The following is a 26,453-nucleotide window of genomic DNA, read 5'->3' on the forward strand; positions in this document are numbered from 1 at the left end:
TTTTCGTAATAAAAAACTATTATTCATCACTAGGTATAGATTGTAAATTAGGCACTATTTTGTTATATAGGTATATTTTTTATACCTAATTAGACAATGAAAGATAATATTTCTGGCTGTTCTGTGGAAGAGGCAATGACAGTATTGGGTGGTCGCTGGAGAATGTTAATTATTTCATTTCTCATCGAAAGACCTATGCGTTTTAATGAGTTAAGACGAGCAATTCCTAATATTTCTCAAAGAATGTTAACTTTGGAATTACGTTTTCTTGAAGAGGAAGGTTTTATTAACAGAGAAGTTTTTGCGGAAGTTCCTGTTAAAGTTGTGTACTCATTGACGGAAGATGGTAAGAAATTAAACGGTTTAGTTGAGGTGCTAAAAGAAGTTGGCTCTTGGCTAAAAGTAAGATAGTGCAGTTTATTTTATAGTTTTATTTACTTTGTTTCAGGTCACGCCGAGATCATATGTCATCATTTTGACAGGATCATTTATACAAGTTTTAGGTGTAAAAAAAGCCTGATGCTACGAATCAGGCTTCAGTATTCATCAACAATAGGAGTTGATGAACAAGACCAATCTAACAGACCTGCTCTATAAAGGCAAACCAATGGCCGACCGAACAGTTCATATAGGCATAATTTTCTCAAATTATAGGCGTTAAAAAAGCCCTTGCTCGAAAGCGAAGGGCTTAGTCGTTCATTGATCTAGCAATGAACTATATAAGGCTCATCTCATACTAAGTGCAGTATATCTGAAATTGAAGCAAGAAAGAAGAAAACTTATGACAGTTATTTAAAACATCTTAATTACTCATATCGTCTTTCAATAGACTTAACTAAAGTGTTTGAAAGGTGCTTAATATTTGATTAGCGTTTTTATCTTTAAAAAATATTCTAGTTTTAACCAAATATACACAGTTAAACAATTAGTTGAAAAAAGTTTCCGTAATCTTATCAAATAGCATGTTAAGTTTTTCTCAATCATAAAAATTTAAAAAGGATTGAAACATGAAATTTTCATATCAAGATCTTGCTGGAAAGAACGTTGAAGTAGTATGTGAAAGTTATATTCATATACCTTCAGGAACAGCAAAGAAATTTACAGAAGCTGGTAATTATCACCCTACTGAAAACTTCAGTTTCTTTAAGAAAACTGAAGCTGATTCGATACCTATCTACCGATTTGCCATTGACCGAAATTTTAATGTTTTTAATAGTGATGAATTACCCGCATTAGCTCAAATTGGAACTGATTGGAAAAAGTTGGGCTAAGTTTTTACTTAAAAATAAACCCTCGATTGAGGGTTCTATCCTAAAATTTTTAAGAATTATTTCTTTTTAAATACGAGTATTAAGCCCAGTAAAATTGCAATCATTCCTATTAAGCCTGCCAGCGGTAGCTTATTTTTTAAAATTAGAAAATCTAAAAGTGCAGTCACGATCGGGACCAGATAGAACAGGCTTGTCACATTTACAATATTGCCCTGACTTAGAAGTCGGTAAAGTAAAAGCTGAGCAACTACAGAAATTAAAATTCCGAGAAATAAGACTGAAATAATCAGTTGTGAATTCCACGTGATTTCAAAATGTTCAAAGGGAACTATAAACAAGCAGACGACAAGGCTGATTACATATTGTAGAGGTAAGACATCAGTCGGGGCTTGTTGAATGTTCTTTTGCATGATGGCCCCAAAAGTTATACAGATGAGAGCAGCTAAGGCAAACAGCACACCAATTGGAGCAATAAAAGACATTGTCAGGCTTTTCCAGACTAAAAGTATGAGCCCAGCTAAAGCAATGAATAAACCTAATAGCCTTTCTTTTTGCCAATTCTTTTCCATAAGACAAAGCGTGAGTATGGGCTGTATTCCCATAATTGTTGCCATTAAACCAGGAGTGACCCCATGGGCCATCGCTTTAAAATAGCAAATTGAATAACCTGCAATAATAAGCAACCCAGTAAGTAGAACTTGTTTTCGAGTTCCATGTTTGGGTAAAAGTCTTTTTCTAAAAAGAGCAAGTAACGACAGAACAATCAAAGCAGTAGAAAAACGTAGAATTAATAATGCTATGGGTGAGGCATTATCTAACCCCCATCGAGTAAAAATTGCGGCACTACCCCAGAGTAAAACAAAAGCGGATGTTGCACTTTGTGATGCAAGCATCTGTTTATTTAGGCGCATAAAACCTCCTCCTAGTGTGTAATACCTAAGAAATACGAAGTGATAAAATTGTTAGTAAGTGCGGCTATTAATGTCTTGTTCAGTCATTAATCATGTACTGATATTGGTTAAAATTGTGAATAGGGCAAATAAATCGCGTTGAACTTATTATGATTTCAGTATGGAAGAGAGAATAGGTAAAGAAAAGCGCATAATTCTTTTATATACTATTTGAAAATCGAATAGATAAATTGTAATGACTTTAAAAAACCTACAGATTGATTGGCTGAAGTGTTTTGTCACAGTAGTAGATACAGGCTCATTGTCAAATGCAGCGCCTGAGCTATATCGTTCGCAATCTGCTGTTAGTATGCAATTGAAAAAATTAGAAGAAGCTCTACATTGCCAACTTTTAATACGAACGCACCGACAAATTGAATTAACGTCGCAAGGACAGCTACTTTTAGGTTACGCACGCCGTATTCTTGACTTACATGCAGAAGCACAAATGGCATTTCATGGAGATGAGTTGAAGGGCCGTATACGCCTTGGAGTACCCGATGATTATGCTGCTAAATATTTAACACCCGTACTCAAGCGTTTTGCACCACGTTATGGAGGTGTTGAAATCGAATTGATCTGTGAACAATCTACGTCTTTAATTCCGCGGGTAGAAAGTGGTGATATAGATTTGGCATTAATTTCGAGAGATAACGCTCGTCAAGGAACACTTTTATTTCATGAACCAATGGTATGGGTAGGGTCTCCACAGTTTGAACTTTGGCGAGAAGATCCACTCCCCATTGCAGTTTATGAAAGTACGAGCCAAGCCAAAAAGAGCGCTATTCATTCTTTAGCATTACAAGGGCGCCGTTATCGTGTGGTCTACAACAGTTCAAGTTTAGCTGGTCAAATTGCAGCAGTTGAAAGTGGTTTAGCAATCGCCGTGTTTACGCAGTGTAGCGCTCCTGAGCATTTAACTATATTAGGTGCAGATCATGGCCTAGGACCTTTAGAGCCGATGGAGGCTGCGGTTTATCGGAGTAGAGCATCGTTAGAGTCGAAGGCTGTAGATCACTTATATGAATTACTCATTAAAACGCTCAGACACTCAGTTAACGTTTAATGGCCAAATCTTAAGTTGATATTTAAATGTAAAACTAAAGAGCTTTACATTTTTGCGCTAAATCTACAAAAAAGCCTAGAAACATATGCTGATCGTAAAACGAATAAAAAGTATTTATTAACTCATCAATCACAACAATTCATGAGGCGAAGTATGACAAAAATTATGGCTACCTTAGGTTTAGCTGCGATTATTTCTTTAAGTGTGAGCGCTTGCCAAGGTGAAAACGATACAAAACAGCAAGATAAAACGACAACCCCTCATTCAATGGACAAAGATTCATAATCTAGATGAATACTTAGGCCCGTCGTAAGATGGGCTTTTTTATATCTTTGTATCTTTGTTCTAAAGTGTGATTTGTAACTCACAATATTTATTTTTAATGGTGCTGTTCAAAATATGTTGACTAATATGCTAGGTTTTAAATATATTTAAATCCAACACCAATCATTTTAAATATAACTCTATATTTAAAGTAAATTGGTTCAAATGCCATCAGATCAGAAATTTAACCTTTAAATTTGATTATAAAAATATTAATTAATCAAGGAGGTAGGTATGGACGCTAAATTTCATTCTGAAAATGAATATGGTTTTATTCTAGATATCTTGAACACTTACATGGTGATAAAGAAGACATTAAAAAATGATCATTATCCTTATGATTCATTTGGTTATCTTCTAGCTCTTTATCAACCACTAAAAGTTTATATCCCTCAACTTCCAAATCCGAAAATTTATATTGAGATTGGTGGAATTTCATATGACCGAATGATTGTTGGGCAAACAGAGGATGAAACGGAAGCCATAAATATTTTATCGAATTTAGGACAACTTGTTGCTTAACAATTAAGTGATATTTTAATGCTGAGTTTAATTTACTTAAGGAAAGCGTTTTCTTAAGTAAATTAACGACACAACTAAAGGCTCAAAATGGTTGTTGGAAGAAAAAACTTAAAGAAACTATTTGTTGTTTTTATCCATCCTCATTAAACAAAGACTCTAATAAGATACAAAAAACCACAAAAGCTAAATCTATAACTTTAAAAGAATTTGTTTATATAACTAAGAACATTAAAAGTAGGTCATCGTAATGAAAAAAATATTCTTAGCAACACTCACTGGGTTGGCTTTATTGGGTAGTAATGCGGTATTGGCTAAACCAGATGCTGCCTTATTAAAAGAAGCGACAAAAAATATAGTCACGGTGTCTAAAGCAAAAACCTTGGCTGATGAATCTGGAGTAACTTTAACGGGTACGATCGTAAAGCATATTGCTGGTGATCATTTTGAGTTTAAAGATGCTACAGGTTCAATTGTAATTGATGTAGATGATGATTTGTGGAAGCCTTTACAACTAAAAGCTGGAGATAAAGTCCGTGTTGTAGGAGAGGTGGACACTCATAGAGTTAAGCCAACTGATATTGAGGTTTTTAAGATTGAGCGTGTTAAATAAAACCAGATCATTTATATAAATATTGCTCAAAGCAAACAAAAAAGAGAACTCCTATTTCCAGAGGAGTTCTCTTTTTAACGACGATAATTTTTATTATTGTGTTGCATTAAATGCCTCATGATAGCTTACATATCCTTTAGCAATCTTGCCTGAAAAACTTAAGGCTTGGAAATATTCACTTGGTACATCGGGCAAAATTAACTCGGGATAGGTTTTAAAACCAAATCGGCTGTAATAGTTGGGATCACCCAGTAAAACGCATCCTTTTGCACCTAATTTTTTTAATTTTTCTAGTGATTTATTCATCAAAAGCGAGCCAATACCAAGCCCCTGTTTATTTGGATGAACAGAAATAGGGCCTAAACCATACCAACCCATTTCCCCTGAACTCATTTGAACTGGAGAAATAGCAACATGTCCAACAATAGATCCGTCTTCAATCGCGACTAGAGAAATGATCAATTGTCGGTGGTTTCTTAAACTACTCACAATAAAATGTTCTGTATGACTAGTGTGCTCAGCATTTTCAAAAGCTGCTTTTGTTAGTTTTTCTATTGCTTCAATATCCTCATTTCGTTCATCACGAACCGTAATATTCATTAAAATTCTTCCTTATTTATTGACCAATCATACGCTTTAATTTTTTAAATTAAGTTAACTTCTTTAATTTTTTTCGAAATAGTAGTGAGGCGTGGAGTTAAATTTCGACCTCATTTCTATCTAATTGGTTCAATCAGAAAAGCGGACGAGTATTAAAATCAGACTATTTAAAACTTTAAAGTATTTTACCGATCGTTAAATTATTTATTTTCATAATGTTTCCATTTGTCAGAAAAATTAGATAACTATTTCATGTAATTAACAGCATAAATTGATGAGTTTATCTAAATTAATTATGTTTTAAAATATACCGATTGATAAAAACGGCAACTTGTCTATATTCCATACATATATTGCAAAATCAGCAATATATTTCTAGGATGGAATAAAAATGAAAAAAAGAGTAATAAAAATAGCAATAGTGAGTTCATTATATGTAATAACGAGCATGAGTTATGCGCAGGAATTTAAAAGATTCTCTGTCTCTGCTGGTTGGATACATGTAATGCCACAGGGTAAAGCTAATCCATTTAATATTAATACAGCTGTTAAAAATGGAACCGCTGCTAAAGTCGGTACTATTTCAACAACAAGTTTTTTAAATTCGGTTGATCCGAATGCCACTGAAATAGACTTAGGAGGAGAAGTCTTTAATCAAAAGGAGTTTCTAGAGTTAGCTTTAAAAGATGAGTACATGCGAGAGATTATTCTTGATGCCAACGGTAATATTAAACCCGAAGTTTCTGGTACTGCGACGATCCATGGAATAGAAAACTGGCAACAAAATGATGCAGGTCTTGAGGTCGATGATGCAGATACGTTGGGTTTAACCTTTAACTATTATCTTAATGATCATGTGTCTTTACAATTTATTGGCGGAATTCCACCTAAAGTAGATATTAAAGGAAAAGGAGAAATCTTAGCGCCATTAAGCGGAGTCGCAATGTCTCCCAATGACTTGGTGAAATATCTTTTTCCTAATGGGATTACCTTGGGTCAAGCGATTCCAATTACCAACCTAGGGAATAAATCTAAAGCTGCATCTATTCGAGCATGGACGCCAACCATAGAAGCACAATATCAGTTTGGTAAAAGTGGGGTAAATAAGTTTAGACCCTATATTGGAGCTGGTTTAATGTATGCCCATTTTAATGATATTAAACTCAATGATGGGATTCGTTCTGATTTAGTCTCCGCAGGCCATATGATTCAGAATGTGTTAGATGGTAAAGCAGGAGCAGCTTTAGACCGAAAAGAATCGAGTGGAAAAATGGTTGTTAATGTTGATGCCGATGATGCGATAGCTCCTATTTTTACTGCTGGCTTTACTTATGATTTTAATGATTCATGGTATACGGTTGCTTCAGTATCGTATGCAAAGTTGAGCAATAAAGCACAAATTGATGTAGTCAATCAAAATACGGGTACTCGCTTAATACACGCAACAACAAAAGTTGATATTGATCCACTGATTACCTATTTAGGGGTAGGCTATCGGTTCTAAAATTTTAATTGTTTAAATGTAGTATCTCAAAGAGAAAGTAAAGCTGGAACTTTGAGATACTTTATTTGTTACTGGTTATAAAAAACAACTACTAATTATCAAACTCATACATAAAGTAAAATTTTATAAAAAGTATTTTTAATATAATAATTTTAAAATTATTTTGAGGATTGGAAATTGGAAAAAATCATTAAAACTTTATTATTATCTACACTGATTTCAACTACATCATTCTCTGTTTTAGCTAAAAATGTTGAGCAAAAAGTTAATTTTTTACAAGGTTCAAGGAGTACCACATTAACTGGAAAATTTCAGGGCTATGATGATGTAAGGTACAAGGTTTATGCAAAGAATGGACAAGTATTAAAATTTAATATTAATAGTCTTGGTAATTTAGCCTATGTCAATATTTTTGCACCGGGGAAAAAACCAGGTAAAGATAATGCATTATTAATTGGTTCAACTGTAGGATCGAAAGGAGAGCTCGCTTTGCCAGTTGATGGCGATTATATTATTCAAGTTTATCAAATGCGTAATAGTGCTCGTAAACATAAAACTGTGAAATATAGTCTAGATTTCGAATTATTAAATAAAGTAAAAAAATAATATTTTATAAAATTTACTAGCTTTCAAATGAGAACTAGTAAATTTGAAAAATGATAGAGATAGTCACTATTCGGTTAAAGAAAATGACTCGTAAATGCCACAACTTTCAACAAACATTTGATCATGTGAAACTAGTAATACAGCACCTTCATAACTCTGAATAGCAGTAGCTAATAATTGTCTAGATTCAATATCTAAATGATTTTCGGGTTCATCTAATAACAGGAGTTCGGGGGTAGGATGTAACTGGCTAAGCGCTAATAAAGCTACTTTGAGTTTTTCACCCCCACTTAGCTGTGACAAGAGATAAGTACTTTTATCACCGCGAATTCGAAGTTGACCTAATAAATTTCTCCACTCTAATTCTGAAACGTCGCTATTCATGTGAGTTAGGTTCTCAGTAACAGTCATGTCATCACATAAAAAGCTAAAGTTTTGATCGAGATAAAAGCACTCTACAAATAATTGAATGCTGTCACAGGACTGATTCTTCTGTGCATTAATTGCTTTAAGCAAAGTCGATTTTCCAATTCCATTTTGACCTGTTATGTGAATTTTTTGGGCTGCTTGTACAGCTAAATCTATGGGTTGTTGAGTTCCATATTTCAGTTTGAGTTTTTTAATTCGAAGAATTTCTCCAGATTTTTTATGAAAAGTGGGGAAGACAAACTGTTGTGACTTGACGGTTTCAAGACGCATTTTTTTGTCTTTTAAATCATTTTGACTATTTGAAATTTGTCGTTGGTGCCGAGACTGTATAGCCGCAATACTTTGGCCCGCTTGTTCCTTTTTAAAATCGAGCAGAATTTTGGCTTGAGAATTTGATTCACGTAATTTATTGCCAGCACGTTCACGTTTTTGAGCTTTCATTAATACATCATGTTGCTTTTGCTTCATTTGTTTAACATCGCGTTGGCTTTGTTGAACAGATTGCTCTAAAGCTGCAACATGAGTTTGATATTGCTCATCAAATTTCTCATAGTTTCCAGTTGTGTGATGTAAGCCATGTTCATTTAAGTGATAGATATGGTCTACTTCATTCAACAAAGTGCGGTCATGGCTAATAATTAAAGTGCCTGTTGGGTGTTTTCTTAAGTGGTCAATTAACCATTTTCTAGATTCTTGATCTAAATGATTACTGGGTTCATCGAGAAGTAAGTAGTGATCTGATTTTAGAAATAAACAGCTTAAAGCCAATTTGGTTTTTTGACCTTCACTTAAGTTTTTAACTGGAAAGTCTAAATCTGTTGGTAAACCCGCAGACTCCAATAAATTATTCCATAAGGTGGGGAAGTCCCATTTACCTTCTAACAAATCATAATCATCGAAGTTGGCAACACCTTGCTCAACTCTTTTAAAAGCTTGATAAATGTCTAAGATATCTAATGCTTCAGCTATGGTCAGTCCCGTTAACCGATGTAGTTGAGGTAAATAAGCATGTTTTACATGCCAAGATATTTGTCCAGATGTAAGAATTGAATCTGCTTTAAGCGTCTGATTTAACATTTGCATAAGCAAAGATTTACCTTGACCATTACGGCCAATTAAGGCAGACACCTGATTCGATTCAAGGCTAAAATTTAGTTGTTTAAACATGACTTTAGATGGAAATTCTAAAGTCAGCTGTGATATTACACATGCCTGCTGAGTCATAAAAACCTCATAAATACAGGATGTACAAAATAGGAAAAAGCAGTTTTAAGCAGAGACGTTAAATCACAAAAATAGTCTATTTTGCACATCAAAAAAAGAAAAAATGATGAGAAAAAAGACTTACTTCATTGGCGTGACTCACGAAATTGAAAGAATAAGAAATTATTCTATCTGGGTTTTTGGCTAGTGTAAAATTTATACAATCTATTTTATTAAAAACCCAATCATTGGATTGGGTTTTTTGCATCTAAAAAAGTTTATTCTTTTACAACCAATACCTGAATTTTGGTACTGTTTAAAACATCTTGAGCAAAACTACCCAAAATAAGCTTTTGGAAGCCTTTGCGACCATGAGAACCAATCACAATCAAATCGGAACCTAAGCCTTCTACAGCTTTTAAGATACCATCTGAAGAAATTTCACCTTGGATAATCTGAGTTTCGGCATCAATACCTTCTTCAGCACATAAAGCTTTTACTTTTGCGAGAGTTTTTTCTGCATTGGCACGTGCTTCAACAAAATAATCTTTTACAACAGGTGAGATGTAATAAAAATCTACGCCGCTAAAAGGATCTACCGCAACTAAGCTAATAGCGGTCAATTTACTCCCAAATGCCTTTGCAATATGAGCTGCTTGTCTTGCTGCTGCTAAAGAAATTTCAGAACCATCGACAGGTACAATAATATGTTGGTAATTCATAATGTTATTCCTCTTATTTACAGTTGTTATATGTATGAAGCATTTATTAATTAAAGATTAACATATTTCATTCTCGGTAAACATCTATTCGACTAAAGGAAAGGGAAATTAAATAAAATTATTTTAAATCATTTGCTTATGTTTATTCTTATATTGATTGTGATGGAGTTTAAGAGCTATTGCTGAATAATTGATAATATTTATATGAAAATTACAAAAAATTACTGTTCATATTTCTGTCATATAGAAAACGTATAACAAAATAGTAAACTAAGGGGAGAGTGATGAAGATGGCTGATTTAACAGCAAAGAAAATCAATAAACTCATTGAAGAGTTTCGTCAAACAGGTAAAGAACCCGAAAAATTAGTCGTTGGTTATAAAACGTATGCCAGACTCATGACTGAAGATAAATTTGCAGAGAAAGTTGTTCCGTCGCTCGAAGATTCAAAAGAGCGGTTATATAAAAATTTAAAAATTAAACTTGTGACTGAAAAGCATTACTTTGAAATCAAATAAAATTTATGTGAAATACATCACTGCTTATTAAAGTAAAATAACACTAAATAAGTTTAATAACATGATTATTGTATGATGAAACAAATTAATAGTGTAACCAACATTTGAAAACAGCAATCGTTTATAAACTCGATAGAATAAATTGCTTTTATTTTTAAGTAGTGGAATAAATCGAGATGCCAACACTCAGTGTAATTATATTTTATTTTTTAGCTATATTAGGTAGTGTAGCTATTGTTTATGGATTAGTCAGTTTAATTGTTTTTTTAATTTTTATTGGATTAGCTCTATTATTTGCAGCATTATTATTAAAAACAGAATTTAAATTAGATATTTTGTTCTGGAAATAAATATAATATGTATTTATATTTTTAATTATCTATAAAACTGTTTCAATAGAGCTGAAACGAAAAATTTCAGTTCTAAAAAGATTAAATTAATTTTTATGGTGAATATTGATGTAATAACGTTTTTTTGATCAAAATTATTACAATAAAATATAAAAGTGGAAAATTTTAAATTTATTTAAGTATTTAAAAATAAAAAAGTTTCATTTAGGATAAAAGTAAAATTGTAAAAGCGTTTGTAGCGATTAAACAATAACAAAGCGAGGTGAGCATGACTTATAAGTATGAGTATGCAGGGTTCTGGTTAAGATTTGGTGCAATGATTATTGATACTCTTATTCTTTTTTTGGCAATTATTCCTGCGGCATGGATTTTTTATCAGGGGGATTATGACTTAGTCTTTGCCACAGGCTTAAGTGCGAAACCACAAAATTATGGGTTTGATTTAATCGTGAACTATGTATTTCCTTTATTGTATTCAATTTTATGTTGGCTGTATTTTGCAGGTACTCCAGGTAAACGATTGATGCGATTAAAAGTTTTAGATGAAAAAACAGGCAATAAGCTAACAGTCATGCAGAGTATTATTCGATACATTGGCTATATTCCATCAATTTTAGTCTTTGGTATTGGTCTTTTTTGGGTAGCATTTGATGCTAAAAAACAAGGCTGGCATGACAAAATGGCGAAGTCAGTTGTAGTGAGAGAGCTATAAGAAATAAGACGAAAAAGCGTTCATAGCATTGAGAATAGGGTCTATGAACGCTTTTTTTATTAACTTTTTTTGATTCTGAGTTTTAAAATAAAGTACACCATTACACCTACAATAAGTCCCCAAAAGGCTGAGCCGATACCGAAAAATTGAATGCCCGAGGCGCTACACAAAAAGGTAAATAATGCAGCTTCACGGTCTTCAACTTGAGCAAATGCGATTGCAATGTTGTGGCTGATCGTACCAAATAATGCAATGCCAGCTAAAGCTACAATAAAGATATGTGGAAAAGACATGAGTAAGCTTGTCAGTGTTGCAGCAAACAAGCCCATTAAAATGTAGAAAAAACCACAGCTCATGCCTGCAATATATCGTTTACTTGGGTCTGGGTGGACTTGATCGTCTAAGCTTACAGCAGCACTAATCGCAGCAATATTTACGCTATAACAACCAAAAGGTGCAAGTAAAACTTGGGTTAAACCTGTCCAGCCAATCAGTTGATTAACATGCGGTTTATAGCCATAGCTCTTGATCATTGCAATTCCGGGTAAATATTGCGAAGCCATGCTAATCACAAAAAGTGGCAGAGCTAATCCCAAAAGTGCTGACCAACTAAATTCAGGACTAATCCAAACAGGTTTAGCCAAAGACCACTGAAGTGTAGGCATATGAAATTCTAAAAAGACAGGGCACAGGGCAATACCCGCAAGTGCTGTGAATACAATGCTATAGCGGGGCCATATTCTTTTTGTAATTATATAAATGGCCAGTAAGGATAAAACGAATTCCCAATCATTTTGCAAACTGGCGAACAGAGAAATACCAAATTTGAGTAAAACACCTGCAAGCATTGCACTCGTTAAGCTTTGAGGGATATACGAAAGTGCTTTTTGAAATATACCTGAAAAGCCTAAAATAGCAGTCAGTAAACCACCCACTAAAAAAGCACCAATGGCTTCATTTATACTATAGCCACTGCCTGTTGCCATAATTAAAGCGAGGCCAGCAGTTGACCATGCTGTCGCTACAGGATATTTAAATTTCCAAGAAAGTATGAATCCTGATAAACCAATACCTAAGCCTAAAGCCCAAAACCATGAGGTGATTTGCTCGGATGAAGCACCTAAAGCTTGAGCCGCCTGAATCACTAAAATGGCTGAAACACTAATACCTATTAAAAAGGTAATAAAGCCAGCAAATACGGCTGGAATTGAAAAATCTTGAAGAATCTTTTGCATAGCTAAATGTTCTAAATCCCTGAAAAATTAATATGTTTCTGTCTCTGCTTTCAGCTAGGTAAATCTAACAATTTTTTTTAAGAAGGTGCTTTCTATTTTTAACTTAAAATAGAAATAATATTTTAAAAATATTGAATAATGCTATTATTCCTTTCATAAATAATACTAAATTTGGGATATTGTTTTATGGAAGAACAGGCTGAAAATTTGTCACCACTTGAATTGAAAATTATGCGTGCTTTACAAGAAAATGGGCGCTTAAGTAATGCTGAACTGGCTAAGCTTGTAGGCATAAGTACTTCATCTTGTTGGAATCATACACAGCGTCTTTTTAAAATTGGGGCAATTCTAGATGTGCGCGCTCGGATCAATCCGAGTATGGTGCAGCGTGATACGGTGGTGCTAGTCGGTGTAGTTTTGGACCGCTCAACTCCAGACAGCTTTCAGGCATTTGAACAAGCATCTGGTGATTTGGAGAATGTTCTGGAGTGCTATCTGGTTGCTGGAGAAGTCGATTATTTTCTAAAAATTCGCGTCAAAGATTTAGCTGCTTTTAACCGATTTCATAGTGAAAAAATTATTGCCTTACCGGGAGTAAGACAAGTGAGAACGTTTTTTGTGCTCAATGAAGTTAAAACAGATGGCATGCTGGCATTTTAGCAGTTCACTATATTTAACTTTATGATGCAAAAACTAGGGTAAAGATGATTAGATTGTTGAGGTTGCCAGTTTTAAACCGAATCCGAAAAATAGAATCCCTACTAAAAAAATACTACTTGCTGCACTTTTATGGTTCTGTTTAAAAAATGCTGAAAGCTTAATTCCCGAGAAGATTAATGCAGTTAAATAACTAAAACTAATAATTTGTAAAATAATCGCTAAAATTAAGAAACTTAGTGCTGGGTAGGCATAATCGGGTTCGACAAATTGAACAAAGAAAGATAAGAAAAATAAAATCGCTTTAGGGTTGAGTAAACTAATGCTTAATGCTGTTTTATAAGGATGAATTTTATCTAAAGCTGGTAAATCAGCCATTTCAGGTTGTGGTTGATTACGTTGTTTCCAGCGTTGAATACTACCTTGTAAGAGCTTAAAGCCTAGATAAGATAGATAAAGTGCACCTGTTAATTTAAGAATAACAAATACCCATGGAAATGCTTTTAATAAAGAGGCTGCACCTAATACGGTACATAGCATTAAAATAAGATCACCGGTAAAAATACCTAATGCACCCATATATCCAGTTTTAATGCCATAACGTGAAGCAATTGACATCACATAAAGAGAATTAGGCCCTGGCAATAACACAATTAGGAATGTACCAATAATATATGTTGTTAAATCTGTTATGCCGAACACGAGAAACCCAATAAAAAACCGATTTTTGCCATGATAACAAAAATCGGTGATTTTGTATGAAAAGTGCAGTTTTTTAAGGTTTAATTTCCGCATCAATTCCAAAAGATTGACGTAATAAAAAACTTAATTGGTCACGAGCTTTAATAAAGCCATCTACACCACCTTGTAAAAGCTGGAATGCCATTAAGTCATGATTAAGTTCATCTTTAAAACTTTGTTCATCTTGAGCTGGTCTAACAATAGCATCTGCTTGCTTTGATTTAGTTGCATCAAGAGCTGCATCAACTGTACGTGTATCTTGCTCAAGCTGAGTAAGTAAGCCCGGAGAGATCGTTAGCAAATCACAACCAGCAAGTCCAAGAACTTGATCGATACTACGGAAGCTCGCACCCATTACTTGAGTCGGGATATTTTGCTGTTTGTAATAGGTATAGATCTTTTTAACTGAAACGACACCTGGGTCTTTTTCGATTGGGTAAGAATCGACACCTTCAGCCTTTTTGTACCAGTCTAGAATACGACCTACAAATGGTGATATTAAAGTTACTTTTGCATCTGCGCATGCTTGAGCTTGATGTAAACCGAAAAGCAGAGTGAGGTTACAAGCAATACCTTCAGCTTCGAGTACTTTCGCGGCTTGAATACCTTCCCAAGTTGACGCAATTTTAATAAGAATACGTGACTGATCAATACCGTAACCTTTGTAAAGTTCACATAATTCATGCGCTTTTTGAATGGTCGCTTCGGTGTTATATGAAAGTGCAGCATCAACTTCAGTCGAAACGCGACCTTCAATCAGTTTTAAAATTTCTACGCCAAATTTTACGGTTAAAATATCAATGGTTCTTTCGATTAACTCATCGTTGCTATAGCCTTCTTCTTTGGCTTGATAATAAGCATCTTCAATGAGTTCTTTACTTTCTGGTTGTTCTGCTGCTGCCGTAATCAATGAAGGATTAGTCGTCGCGTCTAATGGACGAAATTTACGAATTGCATCAAGGTCGCTACTGTCGGCAACAACGGTCGTTAGTGTTTTTAATTGGTCAAGTGCTGTATGAGTCATTGATATTCAACATCTTCAGTAATAAATCTTATATTTTCTTTATAGCACAAAGTCTATTCATGCTGTCGATATATCAATTGTTATATTTCAAAGAAAAACGTTTAGGTTCTGCATCTAAATTGAAATAATTTTAAGGGACCTGCTGCGTTCGTTGCTTACGGATATGTTCAATAAGGAATCTGGCAGCGGCACCGAGCTCACTTTCACGACTCCATACCAAATCTACGTAATATTCAAATCTTGGAGTGAAATCTAATAAATTCAATATCTTAAGCTTATTTTTTAGTTCGGGATTTTCTTTAAACATTTCTTGAGGGAGAACTCCCCAGCCCAGATCACGTAAAATCATTAAGCAAGCAGAGTGGTGGTTATCTGTACGCCAGTAATGTTTCGAAAAAAGTAATTCGGGTTTTAATGTTTCATCTCGACTTGCCACTACAATTTGTCGTGTTGTGAGGATCTGTTCATAAGAAACTTGATTTTGGCTTGCAAGTGGATGATCTTTTGAAATAACGGGAATTAAAGCCTCACGTTTGAGCTCTACGAATTGTTCTCTGTTATCTAGATGCTCACGTTCAAACATGAGTGCAAGTTGGGCAGAACCATCTAACAACATTTGAAGAGCATCTTCTTGGGGTGCAGAAACAATATTAATTTGCAGGTCAGGGAAACGACTCTCTAGCAGGCAAATATAGTCGGTCCAATTGGTGTGTAAGAGTTCAGAGACAATCACAAGAGTTAAATTAGCTTCTAACCCTGTGCTTAACGCATGGGCATGTTGTTTCCATTGATTCATCTCAATCAAAAGCTGAGAAGTCTTTTCATATAAGACCCGTGCTTCGTCAGTAGGGACGGGCTCACGACCTTTACGATCAAATAAGGTTAAGTCCAGATCAATTTCTAAGTTGGCAATAGACATGCTTACAGCCGAAGGAACTTTTCCAAGTTTACGTGCTGCTGCTGAAAAGGATCCAGTTTCTATAACGGCCTGAAACATGAGTAATTGTTCTTGATTAATATTCATCTGTCAAAAAAACTGAAAGAACCTGATTGGATTAATCAATATTATAAAAATAAAATACACATTATCCAAGTATTATTGAGTATTTAAAAATGTTGATTTCCAAGAGAAGGCTCATTCATGCAATCAGTTATGAAGGAATTTTATTGGTCATCATTGCGATTGCATTAAGTTTTATTTTTGATATGCCTATGGACGTAACCGGAACACTCGGTGTGTTTATGGCAGTGGTTTCAGTTTTCTGGAATATGATTTTTAACCACTACTTTGAAAAAGTAGAGCATAAATATAATTGGGAAAGAACAATCCCTGTAAGGATTTTGCATGCGGTTGGTTTTGAAGGCGGTTTGCTGATTGCAACAGTGCCGATGATTGCTTATATGCTACAAATGAGTGTCATTGATGCGCTTATTTTAGATATTGGTTTAACACTTTGTATTTTGGTCTATACCTTTATTTTCCAATGGTGTTATGACCATATCGAAGATAAGTTTTTCCCTGAAGCAAAAGCTGCCTCACTGCACTAAATTTATAAATCCTAAAATAAAATAAGCACCCAAATGGGTGCTTATTTTTTGTAGTTAGATGTAGAAATTATTTCTCTACAATTGCAACTACACCTTCACCGCCAGCAGTACAGATAGAGATTAATGCGCGGCCTGAACCTTTTTGATTAATCAATTTAGCAGCAGTTGCCAAGATACGGCCACCAGTTGCAGCAAATGGATGGCCTGCACCTAAAGATGAGCCATTTACGTTAAGTTTAGAGCGGTCAATTGAACCTAAAGGTGCATCTAAGCCAAGACGTTCTTTACAGAATTTTTCGTCTTCCCATGCTTTAAGTGTAGACAATACTTGAGATGCAAATGCTTCATGAATTTCGTAGAAATCAAAATCTTGAAGTTTAAGGTTAGCGCGTTTAAGCATACGAGGTACTGCATAAGCAGGAGCCATCAATAAGCCTTCTTTAGGACCATTTTTACCAATGAAATCTACAGCAGCTGTTTCTGAGAAAGAAAGGTAAGCTAAAACTTCATGACCATTTTCTTTTGCCCATTCTTCAGAAGCAAGTAATACAACAGATGCACCATCAGTCAACGGAGTTGAGTTACCCGCTGTCATTGTTGCAGTTTCGCCTTTACCGAAAACAGGTTTTAATTTAGCAAGTTTTTCAACTGTACTGTCTGCACGTAAGTTGTTGTCACGGTTTAAGCCTAAGAATGGAGTGATTAAGTCATCAAAGAAACCTCGCTCATAAGCAGCAGCAAGTTTTTGATGGCTGCTTGCTGCGAGTTCGTCTTGAGCTTCGCGAGTAATACCCCATTCTAATGCAGTAATTGCTTGGTGCTCACCCATTGAAAGGCCAGTACGTGGTTCACCATTGCTTGGCGCATCAAGAAGCTTTTTAAAATCAATTTTTGTTAATGCTTTAAGACGGTCTTTACCTGTTTTAGCAACATTGAGCTCAAGTAAAACTTTACGTAAGCCATCACCAACAGCGATTGGGGCATCAGAAGTGGTGTCTACACCGCCTGCAATACCGACATCAATTTGACCAAGCGCAATTTTGTTAGCAACAACAAAAGCAGCTTGTAAACCTGTACCACAAGCAATTTGAATGTCGTAAGCAGGAGTTTCAGGAGCAAGATCAGTGCTCAATACAACTTCACGAGTCATATTAAAGTCACGGCTGTGTTTTAAAACAGCACCAGCAACGACTTCACCAATACGCTTACCTTGTAAGTTAAAGCGCTCAACCAAACCATTCAATGCTGCTGTCAGCATGTCAGAATTCGATGCTTTAAAATAAGCAGTATTTGAACGTGCAAATGGAATGCGGTTGCCACCAATAATTGCAACGCGGCGAACAGTATTTTGGCTCATGGTTTTATCCTGTTGAACAGAAGTTTTGGTTTTTGTTGCTTTTGGTGCTGCAGCTACATTAGAAGATGTAGAAGGGGGTGCAGAAGCCGCGCTCTTATTACGAGGGCTTCGTGCAGGTGCAGTCGTTGAACGAGTACGTGTCGTTTTTGATGTATTAGTTGCTGCTTTAGGAGTAGTGCTGTTACGCTTAGCCGTGTTAGAAGCCGGCTTTGATGTATTTGACACTTTTTCCTGAGCAGAATTCTCGACTGCTGGATTTTCTTGAGTTGTTTTGCTCATAAGGCTTTTCCAAGCATATTAACGATATTCTTATACGCTACCTTAACACAATTCAAATAGACCTGTATTGACTAGAATGACATTGTAGATAGCATTCAGGTCAAGACATCAAAAGATCAACTCAAGTATGATTTGGGATGACTCTAATGAACGACTGCTTTCATATTGTTTCTCCGCATTTCCTAACATAATGAAGCCTGTCGTAGAAAATCATTTTTTTGAGAGATAATAATCATGACTGATCAATACCAAGCATTTACACAATCTCCAATTGGTAAATTCGTTGTTAAAAATCTGGGTTTACCATCGCCTGTAGCATTAGAGCGTTTTGAAAATGCTCAACCGGTAGTGAATGGGGCAGTATTGGTTGGCGCGGCGCCGTCAAGTGTATTGTCTGGTGCGATTGCACAAGTACTTAGCAATATTCATGCGGACAGCTATGTAGGCAATAATGTTGCACTACAACAAGACGCTGCAAAAGTTGGTTTAAATTTACGTCCATTCAATGCAGGCGATAAAGAATCAAAATTTAAAGCAGTTGTATTTGATGCTTCTGGTATTCAAAACTCAGAACAGTTAAATGAGCTTTATAAATTCTTTAACCCGATCGCACGTCAAGTTGCTACTTCTGGTCGTGTTATTGTGATTGGTACTACTCCTGAAACTGCAAAAACTGTAAAACAGGCGATTGCTCAGCGTGCACTTGAAGGCTTTATCAAATCTGTAGGTAAAGAATTTAAAAAGGGTATTACTGCTCAAGTTGTCTATGTAGATGAAGGTGCTGCTGCAAACCTTGAATCAACTTTACGCTTCTTGCTTTCTCCGCGTTCAGCTTATGTATCTGGTCAAGTTGTTCGTGTTTCTAAAGCAGATGTCGTTGATGTTGATTGGGCAAAACCACTTGCTGGTAAAACTGCGTTAGTAACAGGTGCAAGCCGTGGTATTGGTGAGGCAATTGCACATGTATTGGCGCGTGATGGCGCTCATGTCATTTGTCTAGATGTACCTCAGCAGCAAGCTGACCTTGACCGTGTAGCTGCTGACATTGGCGGTTCTACATTGGCAATTGATATTACAGCTGCCGATGCAGGTGAAAAAATTAAAGCTGCTGCGGCAAAACAAGGCGGTTTAGATATTATCGTTCATAACGCGGGTATTACTCGTGACAAAACTTTGGCAAACATGAAGCCAGAGCTTTGGGATTTAGTGATCAACATTAACTTGTCTGCTGCTGAACGTGTAAATGACTACTTGTTAGAAAACGATGGTCTAAATGCAAATGGCCGTATTGTTTGCGTATCATCAATTAGTGGTATTGCAGGTAACCTTGGTCAAACTAACTATGCTGCATCTAAAGCAGGTGTGATTGGTTTAGTTAAATTTACTGCACCTATTCTAAAAAATGGGATTACCATTAACGCAGTAGCTCCTGGTTTTATTGAGACACAAATGACTGCTGCGATTCCATTTGCAATTCGTGAAGCTGGCCGTCGTATGAACTCAATGCAACAAGGCGGTTTACCTGTTGATGTAGCAGAAACGATTGCATGGTTTGCATCAACTGCTTCTACAGGCGTAAATGGCAACGTGGTACGTGTGTGTGGTCAAAGCTTGTTAGGCGCTTAAGCACTCTTAGCTAAAGATAAGGGGTGCTTGGGCATCCCTTTTTTATTCAAGAATCTATAAATTATAAAAGGTTAGGTATGAATACTCGTCATTTTAGCCAGCTACCAAAAGCGGCATTGGCTTACCCAAAAGTAGTGCAAGGTTTAATCTTTAAAAAGCCAAAAGGTCCAAAAAACTTGCCACAAGTTGAATACGTGGTAGATAGCCTTGAAATTGATCAACAACATTTAAAAGCTTATAACGAAGTATGTGGCTTTAAAAATAATGGCTTTGTCCCAGCGATTTATTTGGCTGTGCTGTCGCAAAGTTTGCAAATGCACATGATGACGGCAGAAGCTTTTCCATTTCCGATTTTAGGCTTAGTCCATATTCGTAACCAGATTAAACAAACCAGACCGATTGGTGTAACTGAAAAATTAACCCTGTCATGTAAATTTGGGGAACTAAAACCGCATGATAAAGGTGTTCAGTTTGACTTTATTACCACGGCAAAAGTTGGCAATGAAGTGGTTATGGAAGGTCTAACGACTTATTTATCTCGTCAAAAAGTTGAGAAAAGAGTCGGCGAGAAAGCTAAAGAAGAGCAGGTCCCAGCTTATGTGCCAAAGGCAGAGTGGGATATTTTAGAAAACACGGGTCGACGTTATGCGAAAGTGTCAGGTGATTTTAACTTAATTCATATCCATGCCCTTACTGCGAAAGCATTTGGCTTTAAGCAAGCAATTGCACATGGCATGTGGAGCAAAGCTAAAGCACTAGCGAATCTTGAATTACCAAATGCTTATGAAGCAGATGTGTGGTTTAAGCTGCCAATGTTCTTACCTTCAAAAGTTGAGTTCTTAACTGCCAATGCAGACAAAAAGACTGATTTCTTGATTCGTAATACGAAATCACAAAAACCGCATGTTGCAGGAACTGTAAAAGCATTATAAAAATATCAGCAGCCTGAACAGATGTTTGGGCTGCTTTTGAGCAAAATAACAAAAAATGCAAGGAACTTCATGTGATTAAAGAGATTTTACTGGCCGATACCCAAAACTATTACGGTATTTTAGATGAACGTTTTATTGATTTAGCTCACCAGTTTAGCCGTCTTCAAGATGCTAGAACTGGGCAAGGTGGAGCTGCATTAGCGGTTTATTTTAGAGGCCAGAAAGTTGTGGATATCTACACTGGTCTAAAGTCACAAACTGAAGCTTGGCAACCAGATACCTTGGCAGTTTGCTACTCTACAGGTAAAGGTATACTTGCGACTTTAGCTCACATTTTAGTAAGTGAGGGTTTTTTAGAATACGACAAACCGATTTCGGCTTATTGGCCTGAATTTGCACAAAATGATAAAGAGCAAATGACATTGCGTCATGTGCTGAGCCATCAAAGCGGTATGTTTGATATTCGAAATATCATCGAAAGTGCGAGAGAAATGCTCGACTGGTCACATATGTTAGATGTGGTCGCGGCGACTAAGCCAAGATTTCTTGCAGGAGAGGGCAATGCTTATCAAGCTTTAACATTTGGGTGGCTTATAGGTGGTGTACTTGAAAAAGCAACTGGTCAATCTTTAGATCAGCTTATGCAAAAATATCTGGTTGAACCGTTGCAATTAGACGGCGCTTATTTTGGAACGCCTGCAAGTGAACTGGACCGTGTGGCACGTTTAATTACTCAACCGAAACCAGAAACTAAACCTGCATCTACGCAGCCGGAAAAACCTAAAAAGCTTCAGGCACACAAAAGTTCACTCTCTGAAAAAATGATTACGTGGACTGGACAAGACCCGCAAGATTTTCAGGATGCTATGATTCCAAAAGGAATGAAGCATTTTAGTTTCTTTAGTGATGAAGGATTACAAGCCGTTATTCCGGCAGCAAATGGGACATTTACTGCAAGTAGCCTTGCCAAAATTTATGCGATGCTGGCAAATCACGGTGAATGGGATGGACAGCAACTGATTCGCCCAGAAGTATTTAAAGAATTGAGTACCATCCAAAGTTATGCACGTGATCGTGTCATGCCAATTCCGATGAATTGGCGTTTAGGATATCACCGTATTATTACTATGGGTAAGCGTGCTAAAAATGGTTTTGGGCATATTGGCTACAATGGTTCAGGTGCATGGTGTGATCCTGAGCGTGATCTTAGCTTTGCTTATACCCATAACTTTCAGATTGGCTCAATAACGGGTGACTATCGTTTGTGGGGGCTTACTCAAGAAGCCTTACGCTGCACCGACCAAATTTTAAAAGGCCGAAAAGGCTGGTTCTAAATTCTATACTTTCAAAATGCTGGTATTTGAATAAATGCTAGCTCTACGCTTATAACAATTCTAAGCGAATAATCACTTCGGTATGGCGTTTAAAGTCTTCTTCAGCTAAACCTTGTAATCCAAGTTTATAAATACCTTCTAAACCGCATACAAAAGCAATCAAACGCCAAGCAATGTCTGTTGAGTTCGATAGAGTTTTAAATTCACCTTCTCTTTTGCCACATTCAATCGCTTGAACAATCGTTTGATGCCAACTTTGCATGGCCAAGTTATAAGCTTTTTGTATTTCTATATCTTGTTCAATCAAGAGTTCAGCTTCATTCCATAATCGTAAGTAGGGCTGGAGTCTGTCTATGTTTTCCGCACCTAACAAAATGAAAAGTCTTTGAAACTGACTATTGGTTTGTAGGGCTTGTTCAATTTCATCCAGCTGTTCCATAAGCTTTAAAAAAGCTTCAGCTTTTAAATGAGATGCCGACGAAAAGTGATGATGAACTTGTCCAGTCGAGGTTTGGGCTTCACTTGCGATTCTACGTACTGTCATGGCTGTAAAACCTTCAGCCAACGCAACTTGCATGGCAGCTTGCAGAATCATTTCTCTGCGTTGATCACGATTAAGATAGGCCATGTTTATTTCACCTGACTGAATTCGACACAAACTACATTAAAATATAAAGTTGGACAAGTGTCCAATTGTGTATATAATAACCGTAATTTGAACACATGTCCAAGTTTTGGATATCGAAGAGCGTTATGCAAAAGAAATGGTTAATCCTGACGATTATCGTCCTTATTTATTTACCAGTTACGATTGATGCAACAGTTATGCATGTTGCAACACCGTCTTTAAGCGCAGCATTAAATTTAACCGCCAATCAGCTTTTATGGATCATTGATATTTACTCACTGATTATGGCGGGTTTGATTTTGCCGATGGGTGCACTCGGTGATCGTATTGGCTTTAAAAAATTATTATTTATTGGAACTGCAATTTTTGGAGTCGGTTCACTGGCAGCTGCTTTTTCACCAACAGCCTATGCTTTAATTGCTTCCCGTGCTCTTTTAGGGCTAGGGGCAGCTATGCTTATTCCTGCAACTTTATCGGGAATTCGAAATGCTTTTACCGAAGAAAAGCAAAGGAATTTTGCACTTGGCCTTTGGTCGACAGTAGGGGGCGGTGGTGCCGCTTTTGGTCCATTAGTTGGCGGTTTTTTACTAGAGCATTTCCATTGGGGAGCAGTATTCCTCATCAATATCCCAATTATTTTGGTTGTTCTGGTCATGATTGTCATGATCATTCCTAAGCAGGAAGAGAAAACCGACCAGCCAATTAATTTAGGCCAAGCTTTAGTGTTGGTTGTGGCGATTTTAAGTCTGATCTATTCGATCAAATCGGCCATGTATAACTTCTCAGTACTTACAGTCGTGATGTTTGTAATTGGGGTAAGTTCTTTAATTCACTTTATTCGTAGCCAAAAAAGAAGTACGACTCCAATGATTGATTTGGAGTTGTTTAAACATCCAGTCATTTCTACCAGCATTGTCATGGCTGTCGTTTCAATGATTGCTTTGGTTGGTTTTGAATTACTCTTGTCTCAAGAATTGCAGTTTGTGCATGGCTTTTCTCCATTAAAGGCAGCCATGTTTATTATTCCATTCATGATTGCAATTAGTTTAGGTGGTCCATTAGCAGGAATCTGTTTAAATAAATGGGGACTTAGACTTGTATCTACTGTTGGGATTTTAATAAGTGGCTTTAGTCTATGGGGACTTGCCCAGCTTAACTTTTCGACCGATCACTTTTTAGCATGGACGTGTATGGTCTTTTTAGGTTTTAGCATTGAGATTGCCTTACTGGCTTCAACAGCTGCGATTATGTCTTCTGTACCATCAAACAAAGCAAGTGCAGCAGGTGCGATTGAAGGGATGGCCTATGAGCTTGGTGCTGGTTTAGGTGTCGCTATTTTTGGTTTAATGTTGTCTTGGTTTTATAGTCGCTCAATTATTTTGCCAGAGGAACTCCCGACGAACTTAATTGAAAAAGCGAGTATTTCGATTGGTGAAACCATGCAATTAGCATCTAACATTGAAAGTCCTTTGGGAGGACAATTAATTGCAGTTGCTCAGCAAGCTTTTAGCTATGCACATAGTTGGGTACTTACAATCTCAGCCATTTGTTTCTTCCTTTTAACTGTATTTGTCTGGTTTAGTTTTCCAAAGAAAGTGAGTTAATGATCTAAACAAGCTTAACAGTCGTGGAAAAAGAGAGAAAAATTTCTCTCTTTTTCTTGTTATAAATATAATTTTTAAATACATATAAATTGATAAAGCTTTCTTCATCTCAGAATGTTTTTAGTTATGTAATTCTCATAAAAAAATTATTATTTAATAAGTTTCATATTTTTATTTCAAAATGATTCAGTGGTCATGTAATTGAAATTTAATAAAAAATTAATTGATCGAAAATTGACTATAAAAAAATGGTTTGTTAATCTGCTACTCGAAAAATCTAAAAACAAATAAAAGAGGCTGCTGTGAATTTAAAATTAAAAACATCATTTATTATTGGAGCAATTGTTGCATCTTCACTTGTATATGCCGCAACTGTACTTTCACCCAATCAGAATAATAATAGTGGATCAATTCCCTCTGGTTATTCAGATTTAGAATTTTCTTTAGCAAATGGGAATTGGGTCAAAAATCTCTCTTTACCAGCAAGTGCTAATAATTTAGACAAAATTACAATTCGCTCTAGTGCGGCTTATAGTAGTTATTTAGATACTTCTAATACGAATATTCCGTTAGAAGTGTTGAAGATAAATAGCGGGGATGTTTACCAGTTCGTCTTTAATAGTAGTCAAAATAAATGGATTGCTCAGTTAGCGACATTGAGTCCTACGAATGGTGCTAACTATGAGGTTGTACCGTTAACAACTGCATCTATACAAAAAGTACTCATTCAAAATGACAAATGGGCACAAACCATTGCATTACCCAGTGATGTGCGCGATGGAACGACTGTACAAATTGTTTCCACAGCAAGTGCTGATTCCAATATAGATAAAGCAAATTTGCTATTTCCAAGCAGTTTTTTATTAAAAAATGGCTCTGAATATTGGTTTAAATATTATTCGGCTTTAGGGAAATGGGTGCCAGAATATATAAAACCTCAGAAGCTAAATGTTCAGCAAATTGGAACATCTTTAGCAGCTGTAAATAGTCCACTTACGGAAGTTTCATTTGGAGATGGGAACTGGGTATCCAATTTTACTCTTCCTGCGACTGCAAATGATCGCGATAGAATTGTTATTAAATCTACGGCGACTTGGTCTGCAAAAATTAATAATACCAATATTAATAGCCAAGCGACTTTAACGCTAAAAACAGGCGATCAATATGAGTTTATGTATGTCAGTGATAAAGGATATTGGCAGCTGATCTCTTCACCAACGAAGGTGATTGATTCATCGGCAACAATTCCTGCAATTTTACCGAATATGACTCAACCCGCTTTAAAGGTAAAACTTTCTACCTCAAATTGGCAGCCAACCTTGCAACTACCAGTTAAAGCTCAAGTCGGGGATAAGGTGGTTATTGCGTCAAATGCATCGGCAGACACCTTTATTAATGCGGCTAATGGTTTGTCTACAGCAATTAAAAATGGTGAAAATCGCCGTTTTATTTACACGGCTCAAGGCTGGTCAGTAGATAGTTATACGATTGATATGTTGTTGGTTTCTAGTCCAGAAGTAAATTCAATTTTAGGTGAAAGTGCTGCAAAACTTAGAATGATTGAAGGTGTCAATTTAACGAATTTAACTGCTGAAAATTCGAATGCACGTTTTTACTTAAGAGATGTGGGCTATTTGACTTATAAAATCCCTGCTGCAACTTTAAAAGAAGCGATTTCTTTTGGGCGCGATGACACGACCGTACAAAATGAACGCAAACGTGTATTGGCTGATGGTGTCTATTATCAAGGCAATGAACTAGGCGATGGCGGTTGTGGTTGGGCATGGATTAATGCATCTTCATATAACATGATTGGTGCAAATGATATTGCAGGTTGTTCTTTTGCAGCTATGCGCCATGAGGTGGGGCATAATCTTGGCCTGTATCATAATGGTTCAACCAATATTGGTTCAGGCTTTGCCCATCCTTTAGGAAGTACTGCGATGGGTGGTAATAATATTAATTTTTACTCCAGCCCATACTTATACAACCCTAAATATGGTGTACGTTTAGGGGAAGAAGGAAAAATTGATGCGGTGAGTGTTATTAACCTAAATGCACAGAAAATTTCTCTATATAACTAATCTCTATTTTTAGCTGT

General features: G+C 36.1%; 28 protein-coding genes. 18 read left to right on the forward strand and 10 right to left on the reverse strand.

Annotated features, from left to right (window positions below; all coding sequences use genetic code 11):
- Window positions 1-96: 96 nt before the first annotated feature.
- The gene (locus BMW38_RS07200; protein WP_092706903.1) at window positions 97-411 is read left to right on the forward strand and encodes a winged helix-turn-helix transcriptional regulator; all 315 of its coding nucleotides are present in this window, start codon (window positions 97-99) and stop codon (window positions 409-411) included.
- A gap of 596 nt (window positions 412-1,007) precedes the next feature.
- Window positions 1,008-1,271 carry a hypothetical protein gene (locus BMW38_RS07205; protein ID WP_092706905.1) on the forward strand — a complete coding sequence of 88 codons (264 nt, stop codon included), beginning with the start codon at window positions 1,008-1,010 and terminating at the stop codon, window positions 1,269-1,271.
- A gap of 56 nt (window positions 1,272-1,327) precedes the next feature.
- On the opposite strand, the gene BMW38_RS07210 is transcribed toward BMW38_RS07205, so the two are convergent.
- Window positions 1,328-2,182 carry a DMT family transporter gene (locus BMW38_RS07210; protein WP_092706907.1) on the reverse strand — a complete coding sequence of 285 codons (855 nt, stop codon included), beginning with the start codon at window positions 2,180-2,182 and terminating at the stop codon, window positions 1,328-1,330.
- Between the two features lie 235 nt (window positions 2,183-2,417).
- Here BMW38_RS07210 and BMW38_RS07215 point away from each other — a divergent pair, with 235 nt between their 5' ends.
- From BMW38_RS07215 to BMW38_RS07230, 4 genes are all read left to right on the forward strand, one after another.
- Window positions 2,418-3,287: a LysR family transcriptional regulator gene (locus BMW38_RS07215; protein WP_092706909.1), complete on the forward strand. Its 870-nt coding sequence runs from the start codon at window positions 2,418-2,420 to the stop codon at window positions 3,285-3,287.
- 153 nt (window positions 3,288-3,440) lie between these two features.
- Window positions 3,441-3,572 (forward strand): hypothetical protein, encoded by a 132-nt coding sequence (locus BMW38_RS07220; protein WP_004643213.1) that lies wholly within the window; start codon window positions 3,441-3,443, stop codon window positions 3,570-3,572.
- Window positions 3,573-3,845: 273 nt separating this feature from the next.
- Window positions 3,846-4,133 carry a hypothetical protein gene (locus BMW38_RS07225; RefSeq protein ID WP_092706911.1) on the forward strand — a complete coding sequence of 96 codons (288 nt, stop codon included), beginning with the start codon at window positions 3,846-3,848 and terminating at the stop codon, window positions 4,131-4,133.
- A gap of 247 nt (window positions 4,134-4,380) precedes the next feature.
- Window positions 4,381-4,743, forward strand: coding sequence for a NirD/YgiW/YdeI family stress tolerance protein (locus BMW38_RS07230; protein ID WP_092706913.1), 363 nt, complete (start codon window positions 4,381-4,383; stop codon window positions 4,741-4,743).
- 93 nt (window positions 4,744-4,836) lie between these two features.
- Here BMW38_RS07230 and BMW38_RS07235 read toward each other — a convergent pair whose 3' ends face one another.
- Window positions 4,837-5,343, reverse strand: coding sequence for a GNAT family N-acetyltransferase (locus BMW38_RS07235; protein ID WP_092706916.1), 507 nt, complete (start codon window positions 5,341-5,343; stop codon window positions 4,837-4,839).
- 391 nt (window positions 5,344-5,734) lie between these two features.
- Between BMW38_RS07235 and BMW38_RS07240 the strand changes: the two genes are divergently transcribed.
- Together BMW38_RS07240 and BMW38_RS07245 are read left to right on the forward strand one after the other, a co-directional pair.
- Window positions 5,735-6,847, forward strand: a complete 1,113-nt coding sequence (locus BMW38_RS07240; protein ID WP_092706918.1) for an OmpW/AlkL family protein — start codon at window positions 5,735-5,737, stop codon at window positions 6,845-6,847.
- Window positions 6,848-7,024: 177 nt separating this feature from the next.
- Window positions 7,025-7,453, forward strand: coding sequence for a DNA breaking-rejoining protein (locus tag BMW38_RS07245; RefSeq protein WP_092706920.1), 429 nt, complete (start codon window positions 7,025-7,027; stop codon window positions 7,451-7,453).
- 66 nt (window positions 7,454-7,519) lie between these two features.
- Here BMW38_RS07245 and BMW38_RS07250 read toward each other — a convergent pair whose 3' ends face one another.
- Complete coding sequence (locus BMW38_RS07250) at window positions 7,520-9,106, reverse strand: ATP-binding cassette domain-containing protein (protein ID WP_213031118.1); 1,587 nt, start codon at window positions 9,104-9,106, stop codon at window positions 7,520-7,522.
- Between the two features lie 257 nt (window positions 9,107-9,363).
- The gene (locus tag BMW38_RS07260) at window positions 9,364-9,807 is read right to left on the reverse strand and encodes a universal stress protein (protein WP_004643207.1); all 444 of its coding nucleotides are present in this window, start codon (window positions 9,805-9,807) and stop codon (window positions 9,364-9,366) included.
- A 290-nt stretch (window positions 9,808-10,097) separates the two neighbouring features.
- Between BMW38_RS07260 and BMW38_RS07265 the strand changes: the two genes are divergently transcribed.
- From BMW38_RS07265 to BMW38_RS07275, 3 genes are all read left to right on the forward strand, one after another.
- Window positions 10,098-10,325, forward strand: a complete 228-nt coding sequence (locus BMW38_RS07265; protein WP_092707156.1) for a hypothetical protein — start codon at window positions 10,098-10,100, stop codon at window positions 10,323-10,325.
- Window positions 10,326-10,501: 176 nt separating this feature from the next.
- The gene (locus BMW38_RS07270) at window positions 10,502-10,675 is read left to right on the forward strand and encodes a hypothetical protein (RefSeq protein ID WP_092706922.1); all 174 of its coding nucleotides are present in this window, start codon (window positions 10,502-10,504) and stop codon (window positions 10,673-10,675) included.
- A gap of 268 nt (window positions 10,676-10,943) precedes the next feature.
- The gene (locus BMW38_RS07275) at window positions 10,944-11,387 is read left to right on the forward strand and encodes an RDD family protein (RefSeq protein WP_092706924.1); all 444 of its coding nucleotides are present in this window, start codon (window positions 10,944-10,946) and stop codon (window positions 11,385-11,387) included.
- Between the two features lie 59 nt (window positions 11,388-11,446).
- Here BMW38_RS07275 and BMW38_RS07280 read toward each other — a convergent pair whose 3' ends face one another.
- Complete coding sequence (locus BMW38_RS07280) at window positions 11,447-12,622, reverse strand: benzoate/H(+) symporter BenE family transporter (RefSeq protein ID WP_092706926.1); 1,176 nt, start codon at window positions 12,620-12,622, stop codon at window positions 11,447-11,449.
- A gap of 186 nt (window positions 12,623-12,808) precedes the next feature.
- On the opposite strand from BMW38_RS07280, the gene BMW38_RS07285 reads away from it, so the two are divergent.
- A complete protein-coding gene (locus tag BMW38_RS07285) occupies window positions 12,809-13,282 on the forward strand; it encodes an Lrp/AsnC family transcriptional regulator (RefSeq protein WP_004791690.1) in 474 nt (157 codons plus the stop codon).
- Window positions 13,283-13,330: 48 nt separating this feature from the next.
- On the opposite strand, the gene leuE is transcribed toward BMW38_RS07285, so the two are convergent.
- The 3 genes from leuE to BMW38_RS07300 form a co-directional block, all read right to left on the reverse strand.
- A complete protein-coding gene (leuE, locus tag BMW38_RS07290; RefSeq protein WP_092707158.1) occupies window positions 13,331-13,981 on the reverse strand; it encodes a leucine efflux protein LeuE in 651 nt (216 codons plus the stop codon).
- A gap of 73 nt (window positions 13,982-14,054) precedes the next feature.
- Window positions 14,055-15,044 (reverse strand): transaldolase, encoded by a 990-nt coding sequence (gene tal, locus BMW38_RS07295; protein WP_092706928.1) that lies wholly within the window; start codon window positions 15,042-15,044, stop codon window positions 14,055-14,057.
- Window positions 15,045-15,174: 130 nt separating this feature from the next.
- A complete protein-coding gene (locus tag BMW38_RS07300) occupies window positions 15,175-16,068 on the reverse strand; it encodes an HTH-type transcriptional regulator AceR (RefSeq protein WP_092706930.1) in 894 nt (297 codons plus the stop codon).
- Between the two features lie 89 nt (window positions 16,069-16,157).
- Here BMW38_RS07300 and aceI point away from each other — a divergent pair, with 89 nt between their 5' ends.
- The gene (gene aceI / locus BMW38_RS07305) at window positions 16,158-16,592 is read left to right on the forward strand and encodes a chlorhexidine efflux PACE transporter AceI (protein ID WP_005039851.1); all 435 of its coding nucleotides are present in this window, start codon (window positions 16,158-16,160) and stop codon (window positions 16,590-16,592) included.
- Window positions 16,593-16,659: 67 nt separating this feature from the next.
- Here aceI and BMW38_RS07310 read toward each other — a convergent pair whose 3' ends face one another.
- On the reverse strand, window positions 16,660-18,228 hold the full coding sequence (locus BMW38_RS07310; protein ID WP_092706932.1) for an acetyl-CoA C-acetyltransferase: 1,569 nt from the start codon (window positions 18,226-18,228) through the stop codon (window positions 16,660-16,662).
- Between the two features lie 234 nt (window positions 18,229-18,462).
- Between BMW38_RS07310 and BMW38_RS07315 the strand changes: the two genes are divergently transcribed.
- From BMW38_RS07315 to BMW38_RS07325, 3 genes are all read left to right on the forward strand, one after another.
- The gene (locus tag BMW38_RS07315) at window positions 18,463-19,854 is read left to right on the forward strand and encodes a 3-oxoacyl-ACP reductase (RefSeq protein WP_092706934.1); all 1,392 of its coding nucleotides are present in this window, start codon (window positions 18,463-18,465) and stop codon (window positions 19,852-19,854) included.
- 77 nt (window positions 19,855-19,931) lie between these two features.
- Complete coding sequence (locus BMW38_RS07320; RefSeq protein ID WP_092706936.1) at window positions 19,932-20,786, forward strand: MaoC family dehydratase; 855 nt, start codon at window positions 19,932-19,934, stop codon at window positions 20,784-20,786.
- Window positions 20,787-20,857: 71 nt separating this feature from the next.
- Entirely contained in the window at window positions 20,858-22,120 is a 1,263-nt protein-coding gene (locus BMW38_RS07325; RefSeq protein WP_092706938.1) for a serine hydrolase domain-containing protein, read from the forward strand.
- Between the two features lie 49 nt (window positions 22,121-22,169).
- On the opposite strand, the gene BMW38_RS07330 is transcribed toward BMW38_RS07325, so the two are convergent.
- Window positions 22,170-22,748: a TetR family transcriptional regulator gene (locus BMW38_RS07330; RefSeq protein WP_092706940.1), complete on the reverse strand. Its 579-nt coding sequence runs from the start codon at window positions 22,746-22,748 to the stop codon at window positions 22,170-22,172.
- A gap of 125 nt (window positions 22,749-22,873) precedes the next feature.
- Here BMW38_RS07330 and amvA point away from each other — a divergent pair, with 125 nt between their 5' ends.
- Window positions 22,874-24,352, forward strand: a complete 1,479-nt coding sequence (gene amvA, locus BMW38_RS07335; protein WP_092706942.1) for a multidrug efflux MFS transporter AmvA — start codon at window positions 22,874-22,876, stop codon at window positions 24,350-24,352.
- 302 nt (window positions 24,353-24,654) lie between these two features.
- Window positions 24,655-26,436, forward strand: coding sequence for a metalloendopeptidase CpaA (gene cpaA, locus BMW38_RS07340; protein WP_092706945.1), 1,782 nt, complete (start codon window positions 24,655-24,657; stop codon window positions 26,434-26,436).
- Window positions 26,437-26,453 lie beyond the last annotated feature (17 nt).

It is taken from the genome of Acinetobacter sp. yr461 (genome assembly GCF_900110445.1).
GTDB lineage: Bacteria > Pseudomonadota > Gammaproteobacteria > Pseudomonadales > Moraxellaceae > Acinetobacter > Acinetobacter calcoaceticus.